The sequence below is a fragment of the Nonomuraea insulae genome (assembly GCF_042656245.1).
The window spans coordinates 17,498-40,575 of sequence record NZ_JBHSPA010000089.1 but is presented as its reverse complement, the minus strand read 5'-3'; the positions used below and the strand labels follow the sequence as shown (position 1 = coordinate 40,575).

General features: G+C 70.0%; 21 protein-coding genes. 14 read left to right on the top strand and 7 right to left on the bottom strand.

Annotated features, from left to right (window positions below; genetic code table 11):
• Positions 1 to 209 precede the first annotated feature (209 nt).
• Both ACFPZ3_RS55730 and ACFPZ3_RS55725 read left to right on the top strand, forming a co-directional pair.
• Positions 210 to 1,094: a helix-turn-helix transcriptional regulator gene (locus ACFPZ3_RS55730; RefSeq protein WP_379522589.1), complete on the top strand. Its 885-nt coding sequence runs from the start codon at positions 210 to 212 to the stop codon at positions 1,092 to 1,094.
• A 737-nt stretch (positions 1,095 to 1,831) separates the two neighbouring features.
• On the top strand, positions 1,832 to 3,529 hold the full coding sequence (locus ACFPZ3_RS55725) for an outer membrane protein assembly factor BamB family protein (RefSeq protein ID WP_379522588.1): 1,698 nt from the start codon (positions 1,832 to 1,834) through the stop codon (positions 3,527 to 3,529).
• 225 nt (positions 3,530 to 3,754) lie between these two features.
• Here ACFPZ3_RS55725 and ACFPZ3_RS55720 read toward each other — a convergent pair whose 3' ends face one another.
• The gene (locus ACFPZ3_RS55720) at positions 3,755 to 4,645 is read right to left on the bottom strand and encodes an alpha/beta fold hydrolase (RefSeq protein WP_379522587.1); all 891 of its coding nucleotides are present in this window, start codon (positions 4,643 to 4,645) and stop codon (positions 3,755 to 3,757) included.
• Between the two features lie 322 nt (positions 4,646 to 4,967).
• Between ACFPZ3_RS55720 and ACFPZ3_RS55715 the strand changes: the two genes are divergently transcribed.
• From ACFPZ3_RS55715 to ACFPZ3_RS55695, 5 genes are all read left to right on the top strand, one after another.
• The gene (locus ACFPZ3_RS55715; protein ID WP_379522586.1) at positions 4,968 to 5,735 is read left to right on the top strand and encodes a hypothetical protein; all 768 of its coding nucleotides are present in this window, start codon (positions 4,968 to 4,970) and stop codon (positions 5,733 to 5,735) included.
• Positions 5,732 to 7,558 carry a 3'-5' exonuclease gene (locus ACFPZ3_RS55710; RefSeq protein WP_379522585.1) on the top strand — a complete coding sequence of 609 codons (1,827 nt, stop codon included), beginning with the start codon at positions 5,732 to 5,734 and terminating at the stop codon, positions 7,556 to 7,558. The genes ACFPZ3_RS55715 and ACFPZ3_RS55710 overlap by 4 nt, the downstream gene beginning before the upstream one ends.
• Positions 7,555 to 7,812 carry a hypothetical protein gene (locus ACFPZ3_RS55705; RefSeq protein ID WP_379522584.1) on the top strand — a complete coding sequence of 86 codons (258 nt, stop codon included), beginning with the start codon at positions 7,555 to 7,557 and terminating at the stop codon, positions 7,810 to 7,812. The genes ACFPZ3_RS55710 and ACFPZ3_RS55705 overlap by 4 nt, the downstream gene beginning before the upstream one ends.
• A 105-nt stretch (positions 7,813 to 7,917) precedes the next feature.
• The gene (locus tag ACFPZ3_RS55700) at positions 7,918 to 8,424 is read left to right on the top strand and encodes a hypothetical protein (protein ID WP_379522583.1); all 507 of its coding nucleotides are present in this window, start codon (positions 7,918 to 7,920) and stop codon (positions 8,422 to 8,424) included.
• A gap of 178 nt (positions 8,425 to 8,602) precedes the next feature.
• Positions 8,603 to 9,565: a hypothetical protein gene (locus tag ACFPZ3_RS55695; RefSeq protein ID WP_379522582.1), complete on the top strand. Its 963-nt coding sequence runs from the start codon at positions 8,603 to 8,605 to the stop codon at positions 9,563 to 9,565.
• 11 nt (positions 9,566 to 9,576) lie between these two features.
• Here the strand turns inward: ACFPZ3_RS55695 and ACFPZ3_RS55690 are convergent, their stop codons facing one another.
• Both ACFPZ3_RS55690 and ACFPZ3_RS55685 read right to left on the bottom strand, forming a co-directional pair.
• Entirely contained in the window at positions 9,577 to 10,395 is an 819-nt protein-coding gene (locus ACFPZ3_RS55690; RefSeq protein WP_379522581.1) for an SDR family oxidoreductase, read from the bottom strand.
• Positions 10,396 to 10,506: 111 nt separating this feature from the next.
• Entirely contained in the window at positions 10,507 to 11,673 is a 1,167-nt protein-coding gene (locus ACFPZ3_RS55685) for a cytochrome P450 (protein WP_379522580.1), read from the bottom strand.
• 95 nt (positions 11,674 to 11,768) lie between these two features.
• On the opposite strand from ACFPZ3_RS55685, the gene ACFPZ3_RS55680 reads away from it, so the two are divergent.
• Positions 11,769 to 12,371, top strand: a complete 603-nt coding sequence (locus ACFPZ3_RS55680; RefSeq protein ID WP_379522579.1) for a TetR/AcrR family transcriptional regulator — start codon at positions 11,769 to 11,771, stop codon at positions 12,369 to 12,371.
• A 194-nt stretch (positions 12,372 to 12,565) separates the two neighbouring features.
• Here ACFPZ3_RS55680 and ACFPZ3_RS55675 read toward each other — a convergent pair whose 3' ends face one another.
• A complete protein-coding gene (locus tag ACFPZ3_RS55675; RefSeq protein ID WP_379522578.1) occupies positions 12,566 to 13,048 on the bottom strand; it encodes a hypothetical protein in 483 nt (160 codons plus the stop codon).
• A gap of 683 nt (positions 13,049 to 13,731) precedes the next feature.
• Here ACFPZ3_RS55675 and ACFPZ3_RS55670 point away from each other — a divergent pair.
• Positions 13,732 to 13,875 (top strand): hypothetical protein, encoded by a 144-nt coding sequence (locus tag ACFPZ3_RS55670; protein WP_379522577.1) that lies wholly within the window; start codon positions 13,732 to 13,734, stop codon positions 13,873 to 13,875.
• A 46-nt stretch (positions 13,876 to 13,921) separates the two neighbouring features.
• The gene (locus ACFPZ3_RS55665) at positions 13,922 to 14,869 is read left to right on the top strand and encodes a hypothetical protein (RefSeq protein ID WP_379522576.1); all 948 of its coding nucleotides are present in this window, start codon (positions 13,922 to 13,924) and stop codon (positions 14,867 to 14,869) included.
• Between the two features lie 88 nt (positions 14,870 to 14,957).
• Here ACFPZ3_RS55665 and ACFPZ3_RS55660 read toward each other — a convergent pair whose 3' ends face one another.
• Positions 14,958 to 15,137: a hypothetical protein gene (locus tag ACFPZ3_RS55660; RefSeq protein ID WP_379522575.1), complete on the bottom strand. Its 180-nt coding sequence runs from the start codon at positions 15,135 to 15,137 to the stop codon at positions 14,958 to 14,960.
• A gap of 44 nt (positions 15,138 to 15,181) precedes the next feature.
• Here ACFPZ3_RS55660 and ACFPZ3_RS55655 point away from each other — a divergent pair, with 44 nt between their 5' ends.
• The 4 genes from ACFPZ3_RS55655 to ACFPZ3_RS55640 all read left to right on the top strand — a co-directional run bounded on the left by ACFPZ3_RS55655 (position 15,182) and on the right by ACFPZ3_RS55640 (position 19,482).
• On the top strand, positions 15,182 to 15,376 hold the full coding sequence (locus tag ACFPZ3_RS55655) for a hypothetical protein (RefSeq protein WP_379522574.1): 195 nt from the start codon (positions 15,182 to 15,184) through the stop codon (positions 15,374 to 15,376).
• A 64-nt stretch (positions 15,377 to 15,440) separates the two neighbouring features.
• Complete coding sequence (locus ACFPZ3_RS55650; RefSeq protein ID WP_379522573.1) at positions 15,441 to 15,899, top strand: STAS domain-containing protein; 459 nt, start codon at positions 15,441 to 15,443, stop codon at positions 15,897 to 15,899.
• Between the two features lie 260 nt (positions 15,900 to 16,159).
• The gene (locus ACFPZ3_RS55645; RefSeq protein ID WP_379522572.1) at positions 16,160 to 18,679 is read left to right on the top strand and encodes a tetratricopeptide repeat protein; all 2,520 of its coding nucleotides are present in this window, start codon (positions 16,160 to 16,162) and stop codon (positions 18,677 to 18,679) included.
• 140 nt (positions 18,680 to 18,819) lie between these two features.
• Positions 18,820 to 19,482, top strand: a complete 663-nt coding sequence (locus tag ACFPZ3_RS55640) for a recombinase family protein (RefSeq protein ID WP_465263597.1) — start codon at positions 18,820 to 18,822, stop codon at positions 19,480 to 19,482.
• Between the two features lie 64 nt (positions 19,483 to 19,546).
• Here the strand turns inward: ACFPZ3_RS55640 and fxsT are convergent, their stop codons facing one another.
• Both fxsT and ACFPZ3_RS55630 read right to left on the bottom strand, forming a co-directional pair.
• Positions 19,547 to 22,261: an FxSxx-COOH system tetratricopeptide repeat protein gene (gene fxsT, locus ACFPZ3_RS55635; RefSeq protein ID WP_379522571.1), complete on the bottom strand. Its 2,715-nt coding sequence runs from the start codon at positions 22,259 to 22,261 to the stop codon at positions 19,547 to 19,549.
• A complete protein-coding gene (locus ACFPZ3_RS55630) occupies positions 22,258 to 22,731 on the bottom strand; it encodes a hypothetical protein (RefSeq protein WP_379522570.1) in 474 nt (157 codons plus the stop codon). The genes fxsT and ACFPZ3_RS55630 overlap by 4 nt, the downstream gene beginning before the upstream one ends.
• Positions 22,732 to 23,078: the final 347 nt, after the last annotated feature.

Genomic DNA, 23,078 nt, shown 5'->3' with positions numbered 1-23,078 from the left:
CTAGGTGTACGGGAGGGCTTGGCGGAGGATCAGCAGGTCGATGTGTTCGACGCCGAGCTTGCCGGCTGACCTCTCGAAGCTGTGCAGGGTCTATCTGCCTTGCTGGGTCCCTCCCATGAAACCCGTGTTCGTGCGCGGGTGAGAGTTACTGCTCTTCCGGGTAACGGCAGTACCTCCCAGCACACCGCCGCACGACCTACGGTGGTGATGTGACCGACAGCGAGAGGCATGAGCAGGCCGACGAGGTGCGGGAGTTCCTCAGTACTCGTCGCGCCCGCATAACGCCGCAGCAGGCAGGGCTGCCCGTCTTCGGTGTCAATCGACGTGTGACCGGGTTGCGCCGGGAGGAGGTGGCACTGCTGGCCGGGATGAGCATTGACTACTACATCCGCCTCGAACGCGGGAACTTGAGCGGCGCCTCGGACTCGGTGCTGGACTCCTTGTCCCACGCACTTCAGCTCGACGATGCCGAGCGGGCCTACCTCTACGACCTGGCCCGCGCGGCCACGGCGTCCCAGCGCCGACCACCCGCTGCGCCTGGGCGGATCCGACCGGTGATTCTGCGGATGCTCGACGCGATGACCGACCTGCCGGCCTACATCCGCAACGGACGGTTCGACATCCTCGCCGCCAACTCTCTCGGCCGGGCTCTGTATGCCCCGGTCTACGATTCCCCGTTGTTCGCGCAGCGTGGTCCGGTCAACACCGCGCGGTTCCTGTTCCTCGATCCTGGTTCCGCCGATTTCTGGTCCGAGTGGGAGAAAGCCGCCAACGACTCGGTCGCCTTCCTGCGCACCGAGACCGGCCGCTCGCCGCGAGACAAGGGCCTGACGGACCTGATCGGCGAGCTCTCCACAAAGAGCGACGAGTTCGCCCAGCGTTGGGCTAGGCACGACGTGAAGTTCCCCCGCTCCGGCGTGAAGCAACTCCACCACCCGCTCGTCGGGGACCTAGCCCTGCCCTACGAAGCCCTCGATCTGCCCGCTGACCCCGGGCTCTGTATCACCATCTACTCGCCCGCGCCCGATTCACCCGAACGCCAGGCACTCGATCTTCTGGCCAGCTGGACCGGCTCGACCGCACTTCAGCGCTGACAATCGTCACCCGCTAGTGCTTTGAGCGACTCGACACCGCACATGATCACTGCAAGGCAGTCTCGCTGTCCGCGAAACGATCAAACCGCCGTCCAACACAACGATTAGGCGGATTAAGAACAAGCTGAGTTGGTGTTCTTCGAGGAGGTGAACATGCGGAAGTTGTTGATGTTCGCCTCGCCGGGCGACTTGAGCACCAAGCCGTGGTTGGCGGCGCCGGCGGCCAGTCTTGTGCGATGCCGGTGATATTCCAGTCCATGCTGTCCGGCCAGGTGGCGCAGTTCACGTCGACACCCTTGAAGTTGGTGGAGGCGTCCTCGGTGGTATGGCTGGGCTTATTGGCCCGGTACAGGTTCTCCTGGTCCCAGGCGCCGGTCAGAAGTGCGGCCCTCGGAGTCGATCCTCACATGCAGGTCGGTCCGTCCGGATGAGAGCGGTCACTTCCCACAAACAGAAACCACCGCTCCAGCCGCGTCGCTGCGGGTCCGTCCCAGAGCCGGCGAGATGAGTGGCCCGGGTGCCGGCACACGGTGGTGTGGGCGTGGCAATCCGCCCTGACCTAGATCAGCGCATCCTTGTACGCGATGTTGACCTTCCGGTCACCCCCGAGCCCCGACGCGAAGCCGAAGGTCAGGCGAGGCAGATACGCGCCCGCCCGGGCCGGCTCCAGACCGGCCCCCTGACCACCCCGCAGGGCGTCGGCGAGTGGAGGCCGCTGCCCCGCGTACCTGGTCTCGGTGGAGCCGGGCAGCGGCCGGCTCGACGCCGCCCCCCTGGACCTGCCCGCGTCGGCGGGCCCCGCCGGCGGCGCGACCGGTGACCTGGCCTTCGTGTACGACGACGGCGGGGACGGCGAGCGGGTCATCGCCTACCGGCGGGTGCGCGGGCGGCTGCCGGGCCCGGTCGCGCTGGGCGGGGTGGAGCCCGGCTCCTGGCCGGACGCCTGCGCCCTGCTGACCTCCCGCGACCTGGGCGCCGTGGCCGGCGGCTACCGCCCGCTCCCGCACCGCCGCACCGTCGGCGCGCTGCCCCTGCCGAAGCCGGCGTCCTGCGACTGGATACCACCCTCGGACGACGGCGCGGTGGTGTCGGTGTCGGTGGTCTGGGTGGCGCGATCGGACGCCGAGGCGCGGGCGTTGTTCGACGCCGCGGTGAGCGCGGACAAGACCTACGGCGCCTACGACCCCATCACCGAGGGCCCAGGGTTCTTCACGACGATGGTGTCCGGCGGCGTTGAAGGGGCCTTCGGCAGGACGCTCGTCCATGTGGGCCCCGTCATCGCCGAGGTCGTCTCCACCTCGGCCCGGGCGCTGCGGATCGTGGCACCCCTCGTACGCGACCGTATGGGCGCCCCGGGCGGCGGGCGTCCGGTGCCCGCGGGCGGGTGGTGTCAGGCGACCGACGGCAGCGTCGCCGAAACCCCCTTGGTGGACGACGGGGTCGTGTATTTCAACAGCCACGATGACCGGCTCTACGCCTTCGACGCCGCCACCGGACGCCCCCGGCGGATCATCGCGGCGGATGTGTCTCTCGAGGCGGTGGCGGACGGCCTCGTGTACGCCTCCGGCGCGGACAACCGACTGTACGCCTTCGACGCCGCCACCGGCCGGCGCCGGTGGAGCCACCAGCGGACGTTCTCGGGCAGCACCGTGGTCATGGCCGGCAGCGTGATCGCCGCTGACAGCGTCGAGGTCGTCGCCCTCGACGCGGCGACCGGGCGGCCACGGTGGCGGCTCCCGCAACTCGGGGGTGACACCGGCCTGGCCGTGGCCGATAACCGCCTGTACGCGTGGGGCGAGGACGAGGTCGTCGCGCTGGACCCGGAGTCCGGGGACGTGCTGTGGCGGCGGGGCGCGCGTAACGCCCGGCTCGTGGCGAGCGGCGGGGCACTCTACGTGGGGGACGTCGGCACCGCGTACGCGCTGGACCCCGCGACAGGGAAGGCGCGGTGGACCACCCCGTTTCGCGGCCCGGTCACGCCGGTCTCCGTCACGCCCGGCACGGTGTATTTCACCGATGAGGCGAACCGGACGTACGCGCTGGATGCCGGCACCGGCGAGCGCCAGTGGAGCTTCCTGGCCAAGGCCGTCAAGTCGATCGGGCACGAGGTGGCCGCCACCCGCGACCTGGCCTACGTCGCCGGGCCCGACGAACGGCTGCACGCGCTCGACCCCGCCTCCGGGGCGCGGCGGTGGAGCCGTCTCCTGCCCGGCGGGCCCTACACTCCGCTGGTGATCCATGGCGGAGTGTGTTACGTGGGCGACGGCGCGGGGGTGTTGCACGCGTTCGACGCGGCCACCGGGGTGGAACGGTGGGCGTTCTCGTTGGGGGCGACGGTCCAGGCAGGGCCCGTGGTGACGGACGGGCACGTCTATGTGGGCGGCGGGAACGGCATCCTGTTCGGCCTCCGCACCACGGACGGGGCGGCCGGCTGACGCCTGCCGGGTCCTGGTACGGCCGGTCTCCAATGCCGCGATGATCGAGCAGGGCCAGCCCGGGACCAAAGGAACCCCGACCGGCCTGTGGAACCGGCGCCCGCCCCCGCACGACAGCCGGAGAATCGGCGCTACCTTCTGGAGGAATGGCGGCAAACCACGACTTTGAGCTCTTTTCGGCGGTGGGCGGGTCGGTGATGATCAGCTCGACGTCGCATCAGAGACTCACTCATTGTTCACCTGGGAGGCGACGCGCTCGATAGCCTGGACGGCAATCTCGGGCTGGTCGACGTAGATGTAGTGCCCGCTGTTCTTGACGGTGCTCAGCTTGGCGCGGCTGGACAGGCCGAGCCAGTCGCGCTGGCCGGCGGTCCACGCCTGCTCCAGGCGGGGACCGTACGTGGGCACGGCCGCCAGGTACTGTTTGCCGTGCTGCATCACTTCAACTGGGATGCTGCCTGCGGAGCCGACCTTGCCGTCGGTGATGACGAGCTTCTCCGGGTTCTGACCCTTGAAGATGGCGAGGTTCTGGGCGCGTACCTCGGCGGCCGGGCCCTTGGCGGAGGCGGGGATCGTCTTCGAGATGTCGGCGATCATGGTCGAGGGGGTGGCGTCCATCAGGACCAGGCCCCTGATCCGGTCCTGATGCTCCGGGGCGTACCGGGCCGCGATCAGTCCGCCCAGGGAGTGGCCGGCCAGCACGACCGGGTGGTCTCCGGCGATCTGGCCGAGCACCCCGGTCAGGACCTTGCCGGTGCCGGCGAAGTCCTGCGGACCGTCCGGCCGGCTGCTCGCGCCCGCACCGAGCCGGTCGTAGGAGCACACCCGGTTCTTCGCGCTCAGCGTCTTCTGCAGTGCGGCCATCTTGTCCAGGGCGTCACCCCCGCCGTGCAGCAGGACGACGACCGGCTCGCCATCCTCCGGCTCGCCCGAGCAGGACACGTTCACCGACCGGCCGTCAACCTCGATCTTCTTGGTGCCGGAGAACAGATCGGCCCGAACGGCGGCGATGGGGTCCCCGTTGCCCACCGCGCCGCTCTCGCAGCCGACGAGTCCCACGCCGACCACGGTGCAGTACAGTGCGGCCACGGCGGATGACTTGATCTTGCGAAGCATGATGTCCTCCAATAAGCGAGCTGACGGTGCGGACTCGGGGCCGCGTCGTTACGTTATGAGACGAGCGATGCCTGAATCGTCACCAATCGGTGGGCATTCGCCGGTAGCTCGCACGGGGGACAAAGAGCCGGAGGCACGGCAGACTGGTCTCGTGGTCGGCGTACCTCGCTCCGCTGATCGTCGGCGGGCCGGGCGTGGTGTTCACGCCGATCGGCACGGTGCTGTTCGTCATGGGACAGCGGATCGCGTGATCTCCTGCTCAGGCCTGCCGGGGGCGCGGAGTGTGGTGTAGCCCTGGCCCGGTAGGTCCACGACGTACACCGTGTGCTCGCGGGCCAGGAACCGCACCTGCTCCTTCCAGCCGACCACCGAGGCGGCGTCAGGCGACCGCCCCACGGTCGCCGTGCTGGCGTGCGCGGTCTTCGGGTGGCTGCCCAGCGCCGGGCTGGCGTCGGAGACCACCCGGGTCTGGCAGCCGCTCGCCCACCAGGCGCACCGCGACGGCGACGGCACCGCGGCGTTCGACGCGGTCGCCGCCATGACGCCCGAGCAGGCGTCCGACCTGCTGGAAGACGCGCTGGACATGTGGGCGGCGGGCGCCGCCGATGTCCACCTGGTCCAGCTCGACGACAACCCGGACGGCGACCTGGACGCCGGCGACCTGGATGACGTCCCGTTCTACGCGCTGTACCCGATGATCGTGCCGACCGGTCACGGGCCGTTGCCCGGGCTGGTGCTGGCTCCCGAGACGAGCGCCGCCGGGCCCGCCGATCTGCGCACCCGCTGCGCCTGGCCCACCTGGGACATGACCGTTCTGCCCGACCTCGACACGTCCTGGCGGGTCCGGATGGAGATCGGCTCGCGCTCCGTCGCCACGATCGCGCACATCGACGCCGACGGCTTCGACGACGTCCTGCTGTGGCAGGCGCCGGAGGCGGTGCCGCTGCCCGAGGAGTGGTTCGACCTGGTCGACCGGGCCCAGCACATGCTGCTGGTCGGCCCCGCGGCCAATTCCAGCGACGCGGCCCTGCAGGGCGCCTGTGACGCCGGCGAGCTGTTCGCGGTGGTCGGGCGGGTGAGCTTCCTGTGACCCAGCAGACCCCGCCGACCACTGAGCCCGCCAGCACGGCGGCTGCGGCCAAGTCGCCGCGCCGGACGACCGCGCACACCGCCGCCCAGCTGCAGGCCGCGCTCGGCTGGGACCAGGCCCAGTTCGGCCGCGCCGTGGCCGCCGGCGTTTTGCCCGAGCAGGACATGAAGACGCCGCGCTGGTCCGGCGCCGTGGTGGACGATCTGGTGGCCCGCCGCGAGGAGCTGGCGGCCGCGATCCCCGACCTGCTCGACGACAGCCAGCTCATGGGCGTGCTCGAGCTCGGTTTCGGCGACTGGCGGCGCGCCCGCGAGGCTGGCCTCATCTTCGACCCGGAGCGGCCGCCGTACTGGACCAGGACGCAGGCCGACGCCCTGACCGAGCGCGCCGAGCGGCTGCGCGGGCAGATCCCGCCGCAGCCCCTCGGCGCCCGCCGGTGCGCCGACCTGCTCGCCGAGCTGACCGGCCTGCAGGTCGACCAGGCCGACATCGGCGAGCTGGAGAAGCGGAAGCTGACCAGCGTGGTCGACGACTACAAGGGCTGGAACCTGTACGACGTCGCCCCGCTGCGCACCATTCCCGGCGACGCCGAGCGCCTGGCCGTGCTGACCGAGGTCGTCGCCGAGCGGGTGGCCTGGCTGGCCAGCTCCCTGACCATGCGCGAGGCCGCCGACGTCCTGGGCTGGCGCGAGTACGACCTGGAGTGCGTAGCCGCCGAGCGGCGCATCAAGCCCGGCCGGTTCGATCGCTACGCCCGCACCGACATCGCCGCCCTGGCCGACGACGAAGACCTGATGGAACAGGTCCGCCGCGATCAGCTCCTCGGGCCTGAGCAGGCCGCCGAGCACGCCGAGATGCGCCGCCGGGATTGGGACTACTGCGTGGCCGCCGGCTGGGTCTCCCCGACCATGTACGTCGAGCGCGAGGTCGGCCGCCGCAAGACCGTCGACGTGCCGCTGTACGCCGTCGGCGACATCGAGGACATGCTCCTCATCGAGGGCGTGGACTGGGAAGCCGTCCGCGCCGTCAAACCCGGCGAGACCAGCCCCCTGCGCGAATACACCCGCCTGCCGATCAGCCGCGCCCAGGCCGTGCGCGCCTTCTGCGCCCAGCTCAGCGCGGACTACTCGGTCGAGGTGTGGCCGCACTGGTGGAACGCCGGCGACCGCTGGGAGATCGACTGGGAATTCCGCGAAGACGGCCACCCCACCAAGACCGAGGTCACGGCCGCGCTGGCCGCCCACCACGGCGCCGCCCAGCACGCCGACCGCATCACCCTGTCCACCGAGGTCGGCGAGGTCATCCGATGGGCCCGCTCCGCCCTACGGCCAGGCCGCGCCGTGGTGCTGGACACCGAGACCACCGGCACGGACGGCGTGGTGATCGAAATCGCGGTCCTGGACGGCGCCACGGGCGAAACCCTACTCAACACCCTGGTCAACCCCGGCCACGTCCCGGTCGAGCCCGGCGCCCGGGCCGTGCATGGCATCGGTGATGCCGAACTGGCGGCCGCCCCGTCCTGGCAGGAGGTCGCCCCCGGCCTTCCTGGCCGCCATCCGCGGCCGCCACGTCCTGACCTACAACGCCCCGTTCGACGCGGGCCGGATCCTCACCACGCACAGCATGGCCGGCCTCGACGTCACCGAGCTGCCCCGCCCCGACCACTGGTGGTGCCTGATGCAGGCCCGCTCCGTCTGGGCGCGCGTCGGTTACTGGCTGCCGCTCGGCGGCGGCCACCGGGCACTCGGCGACGCCCGCGACGCCCACGAGCTGCTGCACGCGATCGCCTCCCCGATCGTACGCTGAGGAGGAGACAAGCATGAAGATCCGCCTGGTCGGCACCGTAGAAGAAGCCGAGACCGCCGCCGCCCTGATCGCCACCGTGATGACCATCCTGGAAGACTCCGGCCCGCGCTCCCGCCGCGGCGGCGGCCTGCAAATCCAGCGCTACCTCGACGTCCGCCTCACACTACCCCCGGACCCTGCCCGGCCGCCGCGGTCGCGGCAGTCCGGCACAAGCGGCAGCAGCCACGGCCTGGAGGACGCGGACGCTGTCGATCTCAGCGGCTGGGGCTGACTTGTCAATAGACGCTACCCCAGCTCAACGCCATCACCACGGCGCCGAACTCGCCGCCGGCGAGGCCACTGCGGCCGCCGCGGTGGTGGCAGCAAGATCGACGGCATGGATCCCGCCGAGCTGCCCGACCCGCTGGCCACCGGCATCGCCCTGGCCAGCGTGCGCAACGTGGCGGGCGCCCTGGTGCCCACACAGGGCCGCTTCGCCACCGACCAGGGGCACACCGGCCGCCTGCTGGCCCCGGACGGCCGCTACGAGCACGCCCCGCTGCGCCGGGTCGACGTCGACACCGCCGACATCCTGGTACTGAAGGCCACCGCCCGGGTGCTCGGCGACCCCGCCGCACCCGACGCCGTACGGGATGGGCTGGAGAACGGCCGGGCCAAGGCCACCTCCACCGCCGCCGAACTGGCCGCGTACGCGGCACGCCTGGCCGCCCTGCTGGACCAGGCCGACGACGCGGACGCGACGATGCTCCGCGACCGCCTGGCCGACGTCGACCCGGCCGCCGACGTGGTCCTGACCCACGAGGAGGAGGCGGCCTACCAGAAGACCGCCGACCGGCTCAACGCCGCGTGGCAGGGCGGCGGCCTGGGCCGCCTCCTGTACTGACCCGTTTGCGTTACGGGGTTACGGCAAACTGTCCGCCAGGCCCCGTGACGATACGTCGGGAGGAGCGGCAGCATGAGGACCGTAACGCACAGAGCGGCGAAATCGCCTCCCGTCACGCCACGGCGTGACGGAACGTAGAACCGCCTGACCGTCACCCGCTGCCGAGAGGAACGCGTTCATGGCCGACTCGCAGGCCGAACCCGGGCGCCGGTGCGCCTCCCCGTTCTGCCGCAACAGGCTGCCCGCCGACGCCACCACCCGGCGCCGCTACTGTTCGGGAGCCTGCCGCCAGGCCGCCTGGCGCATCGACAACCCGTTCGCCACCCCCGCGCCCGCCCCACCGGACCCGCACGAGCTGGCGGTGCTGGAGGAGAAGGTGCGCCGGCGCGCCGCCCATCTGGCCGTCCACGCCAAGCACATCGCCGACCCCCTCACCGGCACCGGCAAGCAGACGGTCGCGCTGCGCACGCTGCCCGACCTGGTGGAGGGCCTGCTGGCCGCCCACGTCGCCGCTCGCCGAGCTGCAGGCGACACCTGGGAACAGGTCGGCCAGACGCTGACGATGCACCCCGACACCGCGCGGCGCCGCTTCGGCCGGCAGTCCGACGACGACCCGGGCGACAGCCAGGACCAAGGCGGCGGCGAGGATAACGGCAACGACGACGGCCCGGCCGACGACGCCGAACAGACCGCCCCCACCGCCCCCACCGCCCTCACGGCACCGAGCCAGGCGAACGAGCCTGTCGACGACGTCGCGCGGCCGTGGACCTCCGAGGCCGACCCGCTGTCACGTCCCCTCTGGTACACCGACGCCGAGCTCGACGCCGTCCAGGTCGTCAAGAGCGACATCCAAGACGACGTCCCGATCTACTGGGTCATCATCGCCGGCGAGCTGCTGGGCACCGTGACCCGCCGTCTCGGCGGCCACGGCTGGCGCGCCTACCACCGCAACGGCACCCTGGCCACGCACACCGGCCCCGGCAAGCACCCGGCCACCATGGCCGCCGCCGTGCTCGACCTGGTGGCCGACGTCCACCGCACCTGGCAGAACCGCCGTGCCTCAAGGGCCGCACCGCTGAGCGGCTGGCCGACCGTGGCCAAGCGCAACGACCCGTTCGGGAGGGCCACTTGCTGCCGATGAACTCGTCCTCGTCAAGCTCGGTCGGCGGAACGAGACGTGGCTTCCCACTCTGACCACGTTTGCAGCCGCTGCTTGTACACGCCCTGGGCGATGTCGTACGCGCCGCCGGACAGCAGCAGGCGCAGGGGTGGGTTTTCAGCGTCCACGACGGCGAACACGGCGGTTGTGGTGGCCTCCGGCCCTGGCGCCTGGTAGCTCTGTCGCTGCTGGGCCCTGGCGTCGCGCATCGGCTGGTAGGCCGGGTTGGGTTCGGAGCGGATCGCCGAGGAGCCGCCCCAGTCGGTGGCGTAGCCGCCTGGTTCGATCAGGGTGACCTTGATCCCGAAGGGCGCGACTTCGTGGGATAGGGCTTCGGAGAAGCCTTCGAGCGCCCACTTCGAGGCATGGTAGATGCCCAGGCCGGGGAACGCGGCCACGCCGCCGATGCTGGAGATCTGCACGATGTGGCCGGAGCCTTGTCCGCGCATCAATGAGATGGCCGCCTGGGTGACCCAGAGGGCACCGAACACATTGGTTTCGATCTGAGCGCGGGCATCGGTCTCGGTGATCTCTTCCAGAAACCCGAAGTGTCCATAGCCGGCGTTGTTCACGACGACGTCGAGCCTGCCGAAGTGAGCATGGGCCTGGCGGACCGCGGCGATGGCTGCGGCTTGATCTGTCACGTCGAGCGCGATGGGCAGGATGGCGTCGCCGAACTTGTCGGCGAGGTCGTTCAGAGTGTCGATGTCGCGGGCGGTCGCGGCGACTTTGTCACCGCGTCGCAGAGCGGCCTCGGTCCAACTGCGGCCGAAGCCGCGCGAAGCACCGGTGATGAACCAGATCTTGCTCATGGGGCGTGTTCCTTCCGCACCGCGGCCCGCGCGGCGCTGATGGGTGATGTGGGCTTTTCGGGGTTGGCCGGGATCGGTTCCGAGCAGGCCCTGATCCTTCACTGATGTGATCTACCAGGTGACGGGCAGCTCTGTGACGCCGGACAGCACGGCGAACGGCTGGCGCGGCACCTCGTCCACCGGCACCGCGAGGCGCAGCGTCGGGATGCGGTGGAACAGGTGCCTGAAGGCGATCTCCAGCTCGGCACGGGCCAGGTTCTGGCCCAGGCACTGGTGGATGCCGAAGCCGAACGCCAGGTGCTGGCGCATCGGGTTGTCCACGTCCAGCTCGTCGGACTGCTCGCGGTTCACGATGGAGCCGGCCACCAGCACGCCGTCGCCGGCCTTGATGGTGTGGCCGCCGAGTTCGATGTCCTCGGTGGCCGTCCGGGGCAGAAATGCGGCGATCGTCAGGTAGCGCAGCAGTTCCTCGACCGCACCGGGGATCGCGGCCTCGTCGGCCCGCACCTTGGTCAGCTGGTCCGGCTTGCTGAGCAGCAGCATCGTGCCCAGCGAGATCATGTGGGCGGTGGTGTCGTGGCCGGCGATCAGCATCGCCATGCTCATGCTGGCCAGCTCGTCGTGGTCGAGCTTGCCCTCCGCCAGCTGCTCGGCGATGAGGTCGTCGATCAGGTCGTCGCCGGGCTTGTCGATCTTCTTCCGCACCAGGTCGTGCAGGTACATGGTGAGCTTCTGGATGGCCTGGCCGTCGGCGTCGAGCCGGCGTCGGGACTGCTCCTCGAAGAATTCGTGGTCCTCGTAGGGCACGCCGAGCAACTCGCAGATCACCATGGACGGCACCGGTAGTGCGAAGCTCGCCAGCAGATCGGCGGGCGGGCCGGCGGCGATCACCGCGTCCAGCCGCTCGGTGACGATGCGTTCGATCTTCGGCTTCAACGCCGCGATCTTGCGCACCGTAAAGGACGGGATCAGCATCCGCCGCAGCCTGGTGTGCCTCGGCGGGTCGTTGGCGACCAGCGTCGCGTTCATGTTGGTCACGCGCGCATGCGTCGGCAGCGGCACCGGCATCGGGTAGCCCGGATTGCCCCGGTCGGACGACACGCGCGGGTCGGCAAGCAGCGCGCGGGCCTCGGCGTGGCCGGTGACCAGCCAGGCGGTGCTGCCGTCGAACAGCCGGACCCGTGCCACCGGGCCGCGTTCCCGCAGCTCGGCGGAGCCGTCCGGCGGGTCGAACGGGCAGCTCCTGGCCAGCGTGAGGTCCGGGATGGTGTCGGTCATGAGCGTTCCCCCACTAGTTAAGAAACGGTTCGTATCTTCACTTCGAGGCTAGACTGCCGTACTAAGAAACGCAACGGATCTAATCGGGGAGTCCCATGACCGGTGGTCGGCGCCGCGGCGAGGCGTTGGAGCACGCGCTGCTCACGGCCGCGTGGGCGGAGCTGCTCGAGGCCGGCTACCCGAAGCTGACCATGGAGAACGTCGCCGCCCGCGCCGGCACCAGCAAGCCGGTGATCTACCGCCGCTGGCCGACCAAGGCCAAACTGGTGATGGCCGCGCTCGCGCACAACGTGCCACTGCAGGAGTCCGACATCGACACCGGCTCGCTCCGCGGCGACCTGCTCGAACTCGTCGACCGCGGCATCAAGCAGTTCCGCCGGGTGCCCGGCGACACGCTTCCCGGCCTCATCACCGAGACGTTCGGCGAACCCGACGTGTTCGAGCAGCTGCGCCGCCGCTTCGCCCAGGACGACATCCTCGAGCTGATCCGACCGTTCCTCACCCGGGCCGTCGAGCGCGGCGAGTTGCGCACCGACCGGTGCAGCGACCGGGTCCTGCGCGTCCCGTTCGACCTGCTCCGCAGCGAGACCCTGCTCTACGGCATGACGGTCGACGACGCCGCCATCACCGAGATCGTCGACGACATCGCCCTCCCCCTGTTCAGACTCCACTGTGGAACCCCGGCGAGTCACGCTTAGCTTGTTCTTTATGTGCGCCACGAGCGCAGAAGGTGAGGTTGTTGTGTAGGTGACCTTGCTGGATGCGGTGCTGTGCAGGAGATGAAGGTCTGGCCCTTCGGCGTCGCCCTGCGGGGGGAGACGTCAAACCGCCTCAAGCTGCGTTGGCTGAAGACCGTCGTGGTGAGCGTTGAGGAAAAGGCGCACCTGATGCGTCAGGTGGGGACCGGGAGTGCGACGTGAAGTCGCGTGGTGCGCGCGCTGTCCTCGACGACTTCGGGGACCACCCCGAGCGCCATCACCATGGTCTCGTGCTCGCAGGAGGCCACCAGGCGGCGGCGCGCCTTTTCGTCGCCGACCGCGCCGGCCTGCTCGACCATGCGGGCGGCCTGCTCGCACAGGTCGGCGGCGCGCGCCAGCTCGCCGACGCGTTTGGCGCCGAAGTGAGCCTTGCGGCGCATGTCGTCGCGGCAGTGCTGGGCGGCGGCCAGCAGCCGGGCGTGGTCGCCGGCGCAGTCGACGACCACGTTGAGGGCGTAGCCGTGCTGCCACGCCTCTGCACGGGGGATCATGCGAGGTTCGCCGGCGCTGCCGACGTTCAGCTCGGCGGGGCCGGGGTCGTTCTCGTACAGCAAGCAGTTGCTGGCGTAGATCCACGCCTGGAAGGCGTCCTGCTCGACCTGGGTGCGCTGTTTCACCGCTGGGGCCTTTCGGCAGGGGAACGGGATAGGCACCATCGACGCTATCCGGCTGTGCCGACAATCCGGGGCCTTGTCAGGCGCCAGGCATCGGACATCTTCCCTGGTAGAAGCCCCTGCGCGGGCATGCGTGGCCAGCGCCGCTGAAGCGGAAGACGAGACGATTGCGCAAACACCGTCCCCTGGCTGTCCTGGGCGCGCTCTCGGAGGGAAGGGGCCCACTGTTGGCGCAGTGGACCCCGGGGCCCAAAGGTGTTCCGCGGTCGAACGGATGATTCCCTCGGTCACCTGCATCAGGTGAGCTTCCGCCTCCATTAGAGCGGTACATAACGGACACCAATAGGGTGTGCGGCACATTCGCACGCCCTTGAACGACGCAGCGCCAAATTGAACACCCCGGAACAGAGCGGAATGCCTCTGGACGTGCAGGGCCGATGGCGTTTTCCCGAGTTAGTTGCACAGACCCGAATAGGCACGCGGTATGCGTCATCATTGGCTTATCGCGCCCTTGGTTCCCCCGAAGGTTGGCGCCGACGGGCATCACGAAATTTTCGCAGGGCGCATTTACGCGGTCGATTCATGTTTTACAAAACGGACTATTCATCTCGTGTCTCACAAAAGAAGGTGACTCATCCTAAATGTGCTCCATTTGCCTCCGCCTTCCCCCTGCCGGTGCGTGGATCATGATCATCGGCATTGTGTTCTCGGTGACGATGCTGCGTCTGGGCTACCCGCCAGAGTTGGCGCTCGCGCTGGTGGCGGGCGCCGTGGCCAGAGTGGTCACAGCCGCCCGGTGCCTCACCTCCGCCCGGGCAACGGATGTCTAGCCGGCCTCCGGCCCCCAACGGCCACGCCGCCCAACACTCGACAGCTGTGGAGCAGCAAGACGTGGCCCAGCTCCTGTGCCAGGCGGGAATCGCGGACCCCGCCCGCCTGTCAGAAGTGGTCCAAGCAGCCGAGCAGGCCGTCGCGGCCGCCGAGCACAATCGCACTGCTGCGACGCGCCAGTTGGTCACCGCCTCAGACAAACTCCGGTACGTGACGACCGCGCTGAGAACCGCCCAGGCCAACCTGGAACAGGCACGGGCCGGGTGCATGACTGGCGCGGAAGACGACGACATCGCTCACACAAGAGCGGAGCTATCCGCGGCTGAAGCCGCCTACGCCAAGGCCGCCACCATGGTGGATCGAGCACACGCGACGCACATACGCACGACGAACGAGCTGGCGAAGGCAGAAAGCCGGGGCCAGCGCGCGAAAAGCAAACTGCGGGCCGCCCAGCAGCAGGCAGCAGAGGCGGAAGCAGCTCAAGCCACGCTCGCTTTCGCCGCCGGCGGCGAAAGCCCGCACGCTAGGCCGGCAGACAACGTGGTCACCGCGATCAGAACCCTCGCGGGATCTCATCAGCCAAACCAGACGAAGATGGGCAATCCGCCGGAATTGCCGTTCGAGCCGCCCAAGGACCTGCCAGGCCACGCGCTGAAACCCAATCCCCTGTCCGCGCAAACCCCTGCCGACTTCGTGGCCCTGATGAAGCAGTATCGGATATGGGCGGGTGGGCTGAGCTATCGAGAGCTCGTCAAACGCTCGCACAAGGCGTTCGGCGCCAGCACGCTGTGCCAAGCCCTGAAGTCCACTCAACTGCCACCGGAGAAGCTGGTCCGCGCGTTCATCTGGGCGTGCTCCTTTTCCGAAGACGACCTGCAGGCGTGGGCCACGGCCTGGCGACGTTTGCGCATGAGGCACCAGCGGCCTCAGGGGGAGATGCTGGCTCCGGTCACCGCGTTGCCCACCCCCCAAGCTCCTGGCCAGGCCAGCTGAAAGACCCGGGGGCCTCTGCCGAGCCCACGAATCGTGAGGACAGAGGGCGTACCTGAGCCAACCCGCCGCCTTGCGTGAAGTCGGCGATTCACTGCGTGCTCGGCGCCCTTGCATCCGACACCTGATCACCCGCGACCACCGCCACCTGGCTTCGGGGAAAGACGCGGGTGGGCGAGGGGTGGAGCCGCAGCGTGGCGGTGTTGGCGCCGTCTTCGGCGGCCTGAGTGAGCGCACTGCGGCGGAGCCGGGGGAGCGTGCCTGTACGCACCCGATTACTTCACCTTTGACCTTCACAACAACGCGAGGAACGCCATGAACAACAACCGGGGACTGTGGATGGCCGTGATCATCACCGCCGGTCTCTTCGTCGCCTTCGCCGGCGGCGGCCTGGCCTGGCTGGGCGGCACTCCCGTACCGCTGGCCGTCCTGGTCGGCGCGACCGGCTTCGCCGGTTTCGTCGGCCTCGCCCTGGCCGTCATGACGTTCCTGACCCGTGCGCAGGACTGAGCCCGTGGCCGCCCTCACCCGTCCCCGCCCTGCCGGAAGGCCCGCCCGCTGCCGGGGAGCCGCGATGACCCCGCCGATGATCCCGCCCACGTTCGCCTGCCAGCACATGCCCGGCGTCACCGTCATCTCAATGGCCGGAGACCTGGAGGCAGCCAACGCCGATCGGCTGGACGCCTTCATCACCCGCGCGCGCCGGCGGCCGGGCGACCACGTGGTACTCGACCTGAGCGAAGTACCGCTCCTGGGCCGCTCCGGCCTGCGCGTCCTGCTCAATGTCCGCGCCCACATCCGCCAGCACGGCGGCGACTTGCACCTGGCCGCCCTGCAGGAATCCCCCGCCCGCCTGCTGACCATCACCGGTGCCAGGCCCATCCTGACCGTGCACCACAGCGTGGAACAGGCCATCCTCGCGGCGCTGCACGCCATCCCGACCCCGCAACGCGCGCTCTGCACCGACCCTTCTTGGCCAGAGGCGTCAAACCGTCCAGATGACCACCTTTCGTGCCGCGTGGATGGCAGGTAACGCGTTCGTCACTATGGGTCCCGCTCGTACTGGTACGGGAGCACTCTGGAGGCATGTCGAAGACGGCGGCGGAGGTAAGGGGCAGGCCACGTTCGCGGGTGCGGCGTGGAGCCGTGATCGCGGTGGTGACGGCGCGCCGAACGCCCGCGGAGCGCTGCCGAGATGCCTGACCCGCCAGACGATGAGCGCCGCCAGGCGCCGCCGCAGGTGTCAGCCTCGGGTCCACAGTCGATGCTGGGCATGGCATGACCCGGGTTTATGTGTCTTCCACGTTCACCGACCTGCGGGCGGAGCGGGCCGCGGTGCGGCAGGTGCTGGAGCGGATGGGCGTGCAGGCGGTCTCCCAGGAGGGCTACGTCGCCGAATCGGCCTGTCCGCTGGACAAATGCCTGGCCGATGTCCGCTCGTGCGCGATGTACATCGGGATCTTCGCCTGGCGTTACGGCTACATCCCCCCGGGCTGCGAGCAGTCCATCACGGACTTGGAGTACCGCGCAGCACGCGATGCCGGACTCCCTGTCCTGATCTTCCTGCTCGATCCGCAGGCACCATGGCCGCCGCCGCGGATGGATGACGATCTGACCCGGATCAGAGCCCTGCGCGCGGAACTGGCCACCGACCTGCTGTGTAGCATCTTCACCACCTCCGAGGAGCTGGCCTCGCTGGTCGGTGCGGCGGTGCACAACCGGCTCCACCTCCCGCGCTCCGCCGCTGACGACTCGCTCACGGCGGACAAACCGGGTTCAACGCCACGGCGTCCGCTGCCGGCCGCCAAGCAGGTGCCCGCGCCGGAGATCCTGATCGGGGTGCCGCGCCGACCGGCAACCCAGTTCCTGGGCCGCGAGCAGGCCCTGACAGCCCTGCGGGCGAGGCTGGCCACCGGAGCGGGCGTGATCACGCAGGCGATCGTCGGCCTCGGCGGGGTGGGTAAGAGCGAGTTAGCCCTGCAGTACGCCCGCCGGCACCGCGAGGACTACCGGCTGGTGTGGTGGGTGGAGGCCGAAACTCCCGCCCAGATCCAGGCCGGTCTGGCCAGCCTGGCCCGGGTCCTGGCGGCAGGCGCCGACCCGGTCGCCGCCGAGCAGGCCACCCCCGACGAAGCCGCCGCCTGGACACTGGAGTGGCTCAACACCCACACCGGCTGGCTGGTCATCTTCGACAACGTCGAAGAAGCCGCCGACATCGAGCTCTACCTGGCCCGGCTCGCCAGCGGGCATGTGGTGATCACCACGCGGCGTGACGTCGGCTGGCAGCAGACGGGCATCACCCCGCTACGGCTGGACCTGCTGGAACGTCCGGCCTCCATCGACCTGCTGGCCGACCTCATCGGCCCCTCCGCCGCGGGCCAAACCCCGCTGCTGGACCAACTGGCCGACCAGCTCGGCGACCTGCCACTGGCCCTACGGCAAGCCGGCGCCTACATCACCCGCACACCGCGCATCACCCTGGCCCGCTACCTGCAGTTACTCCAGCAGACACCCACACGTGTGCACGCCGCCGTCCCAACCGGCGGAGACGCCGCCCGCGCCGTCGCCGACGTCTGGGCACTGTCATGCGAACGCATCCGCCTCGTCAACCCGCTGGCCCTGCACGTGCTCAACCTGCTGACCTGCTACGCGCCCGACAACCTGCCCGTCACCGTGCTGGACGGCCTGGCCGAAGCCGACGACCTGGTCATCGGCGAAGCGCTCGCCCTGCTGGCCTCCTACAGCCTCATCACCCTGACCACCACCTCCGAGGTCCCAGCAGGCCAGGAACCGCACGACCTGATCAGCGTGCACCGCCTCATCCAGGCCACCGTCCAGGCCCAGATCCCCGACGACCAGCGCGAGACCATCGGCCGCCAAGCCACCACCCTGCTGCAGGCCGCACTCCCCGACGATCCCGAACAGATGGCCAACTGGCCCTCCTACCGCCTGCTGCTCCCGCACGCCCGTACCGTCCTGCCCCCAGACTCCTCCGGCCTGGCACAGGTGCGCGACTACCTGGAAGCCAGCGGCGACCCGGTCACCGCCCTGGACATCCAGCACCAGATCCACCTCCACCATCTTCACATCTCTGGCCCCGAACACGCCGACACCCTGAACGCCCAGCATGATCTCGCCTACTACGTGGGGGAGGCGGGGGACGCGGCCGCCGCCCGCGACCAACTCGCCGCCCTGCTCCCCATCGAGCAGCACCTGCTCGGCACCGACCACCCCAGTACCTTGATCACGCGGGACAACCTCGCCGGCTGGACGGGGCAGGCGGGAGACGCGGCCGCCGCCCGCGACCAACTCGCCGCCCTGCTCCCCATCCGCGAACGCGTGCTCGGCACCGACCACCCCGACACCCTCATCACCCAACACGAGCTCGCCGGCTGGACAGGGGAGGCGGGAGACACGGCCGCCGCCCGCGACCAACTCGCCGCCCTGCTCCCCATCGAGCAGCACCTGCTCGGCATCGACCACCCCGACACCCTCACCACCCAACACGAGCTCGCCGCCTGGACAGGGGAGGCGGGAGACATGGCCGCCGCCCGCGACCAACTCGCCGCCCTGCTCCCCATCCGCGAACGCGTGCTCGGCACCGACCACCCCAGCACCCTGATCACGCGGGACAACCTCGCCCACTGGACGGGGCAGGCGGGAGACGCGGCCGCCGCCCGCGACCAACTCGCCGCCCTGCTCCCCATCCGCGAACGCGTGCTCGGCACCGACCACCCCAGCACCCTGATCACGCGGTACAACCTCGCCCACTGGACGAAAGAAGCAGGTGATCAGGCGTCAGAGAACGGCTGATTCCCCTCTTCATTAAACGATCATTTGTTGAAGATCTTGAAAAACAGGTCGCGTGGGGCACTGAAAACCTTCAAAAACTCGTTCAACAACCTCGGCGGTTCAACAACTCCGGAACACCGTTTGTTGAGAGGATGGCGGGCGTGACCGACGCCCTGCAGCCGCCCGCCGACCCGCTGGCCGCCTTCCCCGCCCACCGCAGCGAGATCCGCATCGGCTACGCCCGCGTCTCCACCGCCGGGCAGAACCTCGAACGTCAACTCGACGCGCTCAAGGCGGCCGGGTGCCAGCGCGTCTTCGCCGACAAGAAGTCCGGCAAGAGCGCCGAGCGGCCCGAGCTGACAGCCTGCCACGCGTTCCTGAACGAGGGCGACACCCTGGTCGTCCCGTCACTGGACCGCTACGGCCGCTCCCTGGCCGACCTCATCACTATGGTCGGCGACCTGCGCAAGCGCGAGATCGGCTTCACCTCCCTGCACGAGAACCTCGACACCACCACCCCCGGCGGCCGCCTCATCTTCCACGTCTTCGCCGCCCTGGCCGAATTCATCCGCGAGCTCATCGTCGCCGGCACCCGCGACGGCCTGGCCGCCGCCAAAGCGCGCGGCCGCACCGGCGGCCGCCCCACCGTCATCACCCCCGAACTGCTGCGCGCCGCCCGCGACATGCTGCCCAACCCCCACAACTCCATCACCGCGATCGCCAAACTCCTCGGCGTCAGCCCGGGCACCCTCTACAACCACATCCCCGACCTGCGACAGCTCCGCGACAGCGGGAAGCGCGAAGAGGTCACCAGCACGGCCTGATCACCCGAGACGCCACCTCGATGAAGAGCGCAGCAAACCCTCGTGTGCGTGATCCGAGAGCGGGCTATGAGCCGTCGCGGTGCTGTGTCGTCTGCAACAGACCGGTCCGGACCGCCTGCGTCGTCGGATGGCCTAGACCCAGCACCCGCTCACAGTCGGCCAGCGTCTGTTCGTACAGCCGGATGGCCCGCCCAAGGTCTCCCACCGCCCGGTAGGCGGTGGCGAGGTTGCTGCGGGACGCAAGGGTGTCTGGGTGGTCGGCGCCTTGCCCCCGTTCGCAGTCGGCCAGCGTGACCTCGAACAGCGGGATGGCCCGCCCCAAATCCCCCGCCCCCCAATAGGCGGCGGCGAGGTTGCCACGGTAGGCCAGGGTGGTGGGGTGGGCGGCGCCCAGCACCTTCTCCCGCTCGGCCAGCATGGCCTCCAGCATCGGGATGGCCTGGCCGAGATCACCCGCCGCCCGGTAGGCGTAGACGAGGTTGTGGCGGGAGGTCAGGGTGGTGGGGTGGGCGGCGCCCAGCACCCGCTCACAGTCGGCCAGCGTGACCTCGTACAACGGGATGGCGCGGTGCAGGTCTCCCGCCGACTCGTAGGCGTAGGCGAGGTTGCCGCGGGAGGTCAGGGTGTCGGGGTGGGCGGCGCCCAGCACCCGCTCCCGCTCGGCCAGCGTGGCCTCCAGCAGCGCGATGGCCCGGCCGAGATCACCCGCCGACTCATAGGCCATGGCAAGGTCGTTGCGGGAGGTCAGGGTGTGGGGGTGCGCGGCGCCCAGCACCCGCTCCTGCTCGGCCAGTGTGGTTTCGAACAAGGGGATGGCCCGCCCCAGATCACCCGCCACCTGATAGGCATAGGCAAGGTTGCCGCGGGAGGCCAGGGTGTCGGGGTGCGCGGCGCCCAGCACCCGCTCCCGCTCGGCCAGTGTGGTTTCGAACAAGGGGATGGCCCGCCCCAGATCACCCGCCGCCCGGTAGGCGTAGGCGAGGTTATTGCGGGAGATCAGGGTGGCGGGGTGGGCGCTGCCCAGCACCCGTTCCCGATCGGCCAGCGTCTGCTCGTGCAGGGGGATGGCCCGGCCCAGATCCCCCGCCGCCCGGTAGGCGCCCGCCAGGTTGTTGCGGGAGGCCAAGGTGGTGGGGTGGGCGGCGCCCAGCACCCGCTCAAAGTCGACCAGCGTCTGCTCGTACAGGGGGATGGCCCGGCCCAGATCCCCCGCCGCCCGGTAGGCGCCCGCCAGGTTGTTGCGGGAGGCCAAGGTGGTGGGGTGGGCGGCGCCCAGCACCCGCTCCCACGCCGTACGGGCACGTTCGAGGCAGGCGATCGCGCGGGTCACGGCGCCCTGATTGTCCAGGTAGATACCGGTCTGGTTGAACAGGTAGGCGGTGGCGGCGGTGTCGGCATTGGGCGGGACGTGGTCGATCAATGCGGTGCTATGCGGCAGCAGCGTCCGCCAGGCCGGCCATCCGGCCGGATCCCACGGCGTTGCCGGGAGGGTGTCGTTGAGCAGGCGGGTGGCCTGGTCGCGGGCGGCGTCGATGGCGGCGGCCTCCCGGTGCGGGTCGTCGGGGTCGGGGGTGCGGGCGACGGCTTGGACCAGCCGGTGCACGGTGACCGTTTCGGAGTCGAGGGTGATCATGTTGTAGGCGGCCAGCTCCCCCAGAGCGTGCTGAACCTCCGACGCATCGGTGTCCAGGCCGTCCAGCAGAGTGCGGGGGATCGGTTCGGCGCCGTACCAGGCCAGCACCCGCAGCAAGGCTCCGGCCAGCGGGATGTCGGCCAACTGGTCGAGGGTTAGCCGCCAGATGCGGGCGATGGTGCGCTCGGCATCGGCTCCGCGGGCGGCCCGGTCGTACATCACCGCCGGCTGCTGCCGCAGCAGGTTCAGGTAGGCGCGCGGGGTCAGCCGGGTCTGGTGCAGGTAGGCACCCGCCTGCTCGATCGCCAGCGGCAGGTGCCCCAGCTCGCGCACCAGCTCGGCCGCCCCGTCCAGCCCCTCGACCTCGCCCTGGTCGAGCCCGGCCTGGACGACGTCGCGAGACAGGCCCGGGGCGGCCAGCCGGGCCAGCAGCTTGATCGCCTCCCGCTCGCCCAGCACGTCCAGGCGCAGCACGTGCGCGTCCAGGTGGTGCCAGCCCTCGCCCAGCCGGCTGGTCACCAGCACCTGCCCGGCCAGGGTCCGCTCCAGCAGCAGCCGCACATCGGCGGGGTCGACGACGTTGTCGAGCACCAGTAGCCACCCGTCATGAGCGGCCAGCCACGCGGTGGCCCGCTCAGCCCGCGCCTCCAGCGGCAACACCGTGGCCAGCTCCGGCTGCAACGCGGTTGCTAAACCGGCCAGGCCGGCCTCCACCGCCGGGCCGGAATCGGCGGTGATCCACCACACCGGATTCAACCCGCCGCCGGCTGCATGCTCCTGCCCTGGCGCGGGGGATCTGGCCTGCGCGAGCGCGTAGTGTGCGGCCAGCGTGGACTTGCCGACCCCGCCCAGCCCGTGCACGGCGGCCACCACCACTTCACCCCCGCCACGCAGCACCGCCTCCAGCCCGGCCAGCTCATCGCTGCGCCCCACGAACGTGCGCGTGTGCCGGGGCAGATTCACCAACCCCGGCGGGGCAGCCACCTCAGTGACCGGCCGCAGCACCGCCTCTGGCAGCACGTTCTGATTGATGGTCTGGTCACCGGCCGCCTGATACACCCGGCCCTGCTCGGAGGCCGTGCCCTCTATCCAGATCCGCGGTTGCCCGCCGGCAGGTTCGTCCGGTGCGACCGGTGTGCCGCTCATCGTTCGTTGATGGTCTGGTCGCGACCGGCCTGGTAGACGCGGCCCTGCCCGGAGGCCTCTGCCCGCATCTGCACGTTCGTCGCGTTATCGCCGCTGGAGGCGATCCCGCTGTTGTCGCCGCCGATCGAGAACGAGCGCTCCCCGGAGGCGGAGGCTGACGTGCCGAACGTCGCCACCAGCACCCGCAATTCGGCTTCCGCTGCGGGATCGTCCTCCAGCAGATCGCTCAGCCGCAGCCGCCACGCCGCCTCCTGCTTGGTGCGGGCCCGCTCCAGTTCGGCACCGGTGGTGCCGGCCAGTTCCTGCCGTGCGCGCTCCAGCCGCCGCTCGGCGACCTCCTGCCGCTCGGGTTTGCCGCGGCCGAGCAGCCGGGCGAAGCTCTGCTTGGCTGAGGTCCACGCATCGGTGGTCATCGCCTCGACCAGCGCCGTACCGCCCGCCGCCGCCAGCGCCGCTAACGCCTCACTCAACATCCCCGCCCCTCCTCCGGTCCCGCCCCCTGGGCCCTGTGTCCGGCTATCGCCACGAACACGTTCCGCATTACTGCGATAACCGACGGATCATGATTTGAGGTTCCCGAATCTGTTTGTCACTGGGCGGCTGTCTAGGTTCGGCCGCGAGTGCCTGGCCGACCCAAGAGGTCATCGCAGATAAGCAGGGGAGTCGTCGGCGTCACGGCGGGGCGTTCCCACAGGACAGCACCACCGTTATCGCAGATAGTGACTCACTATCTGCGATAGCAGGCCGCTTGCCACGACGCACCGCCGGGTGGACGATCCAATCCCCCGCATTGCTTCCCACTCCAGGAAGGCCAGGG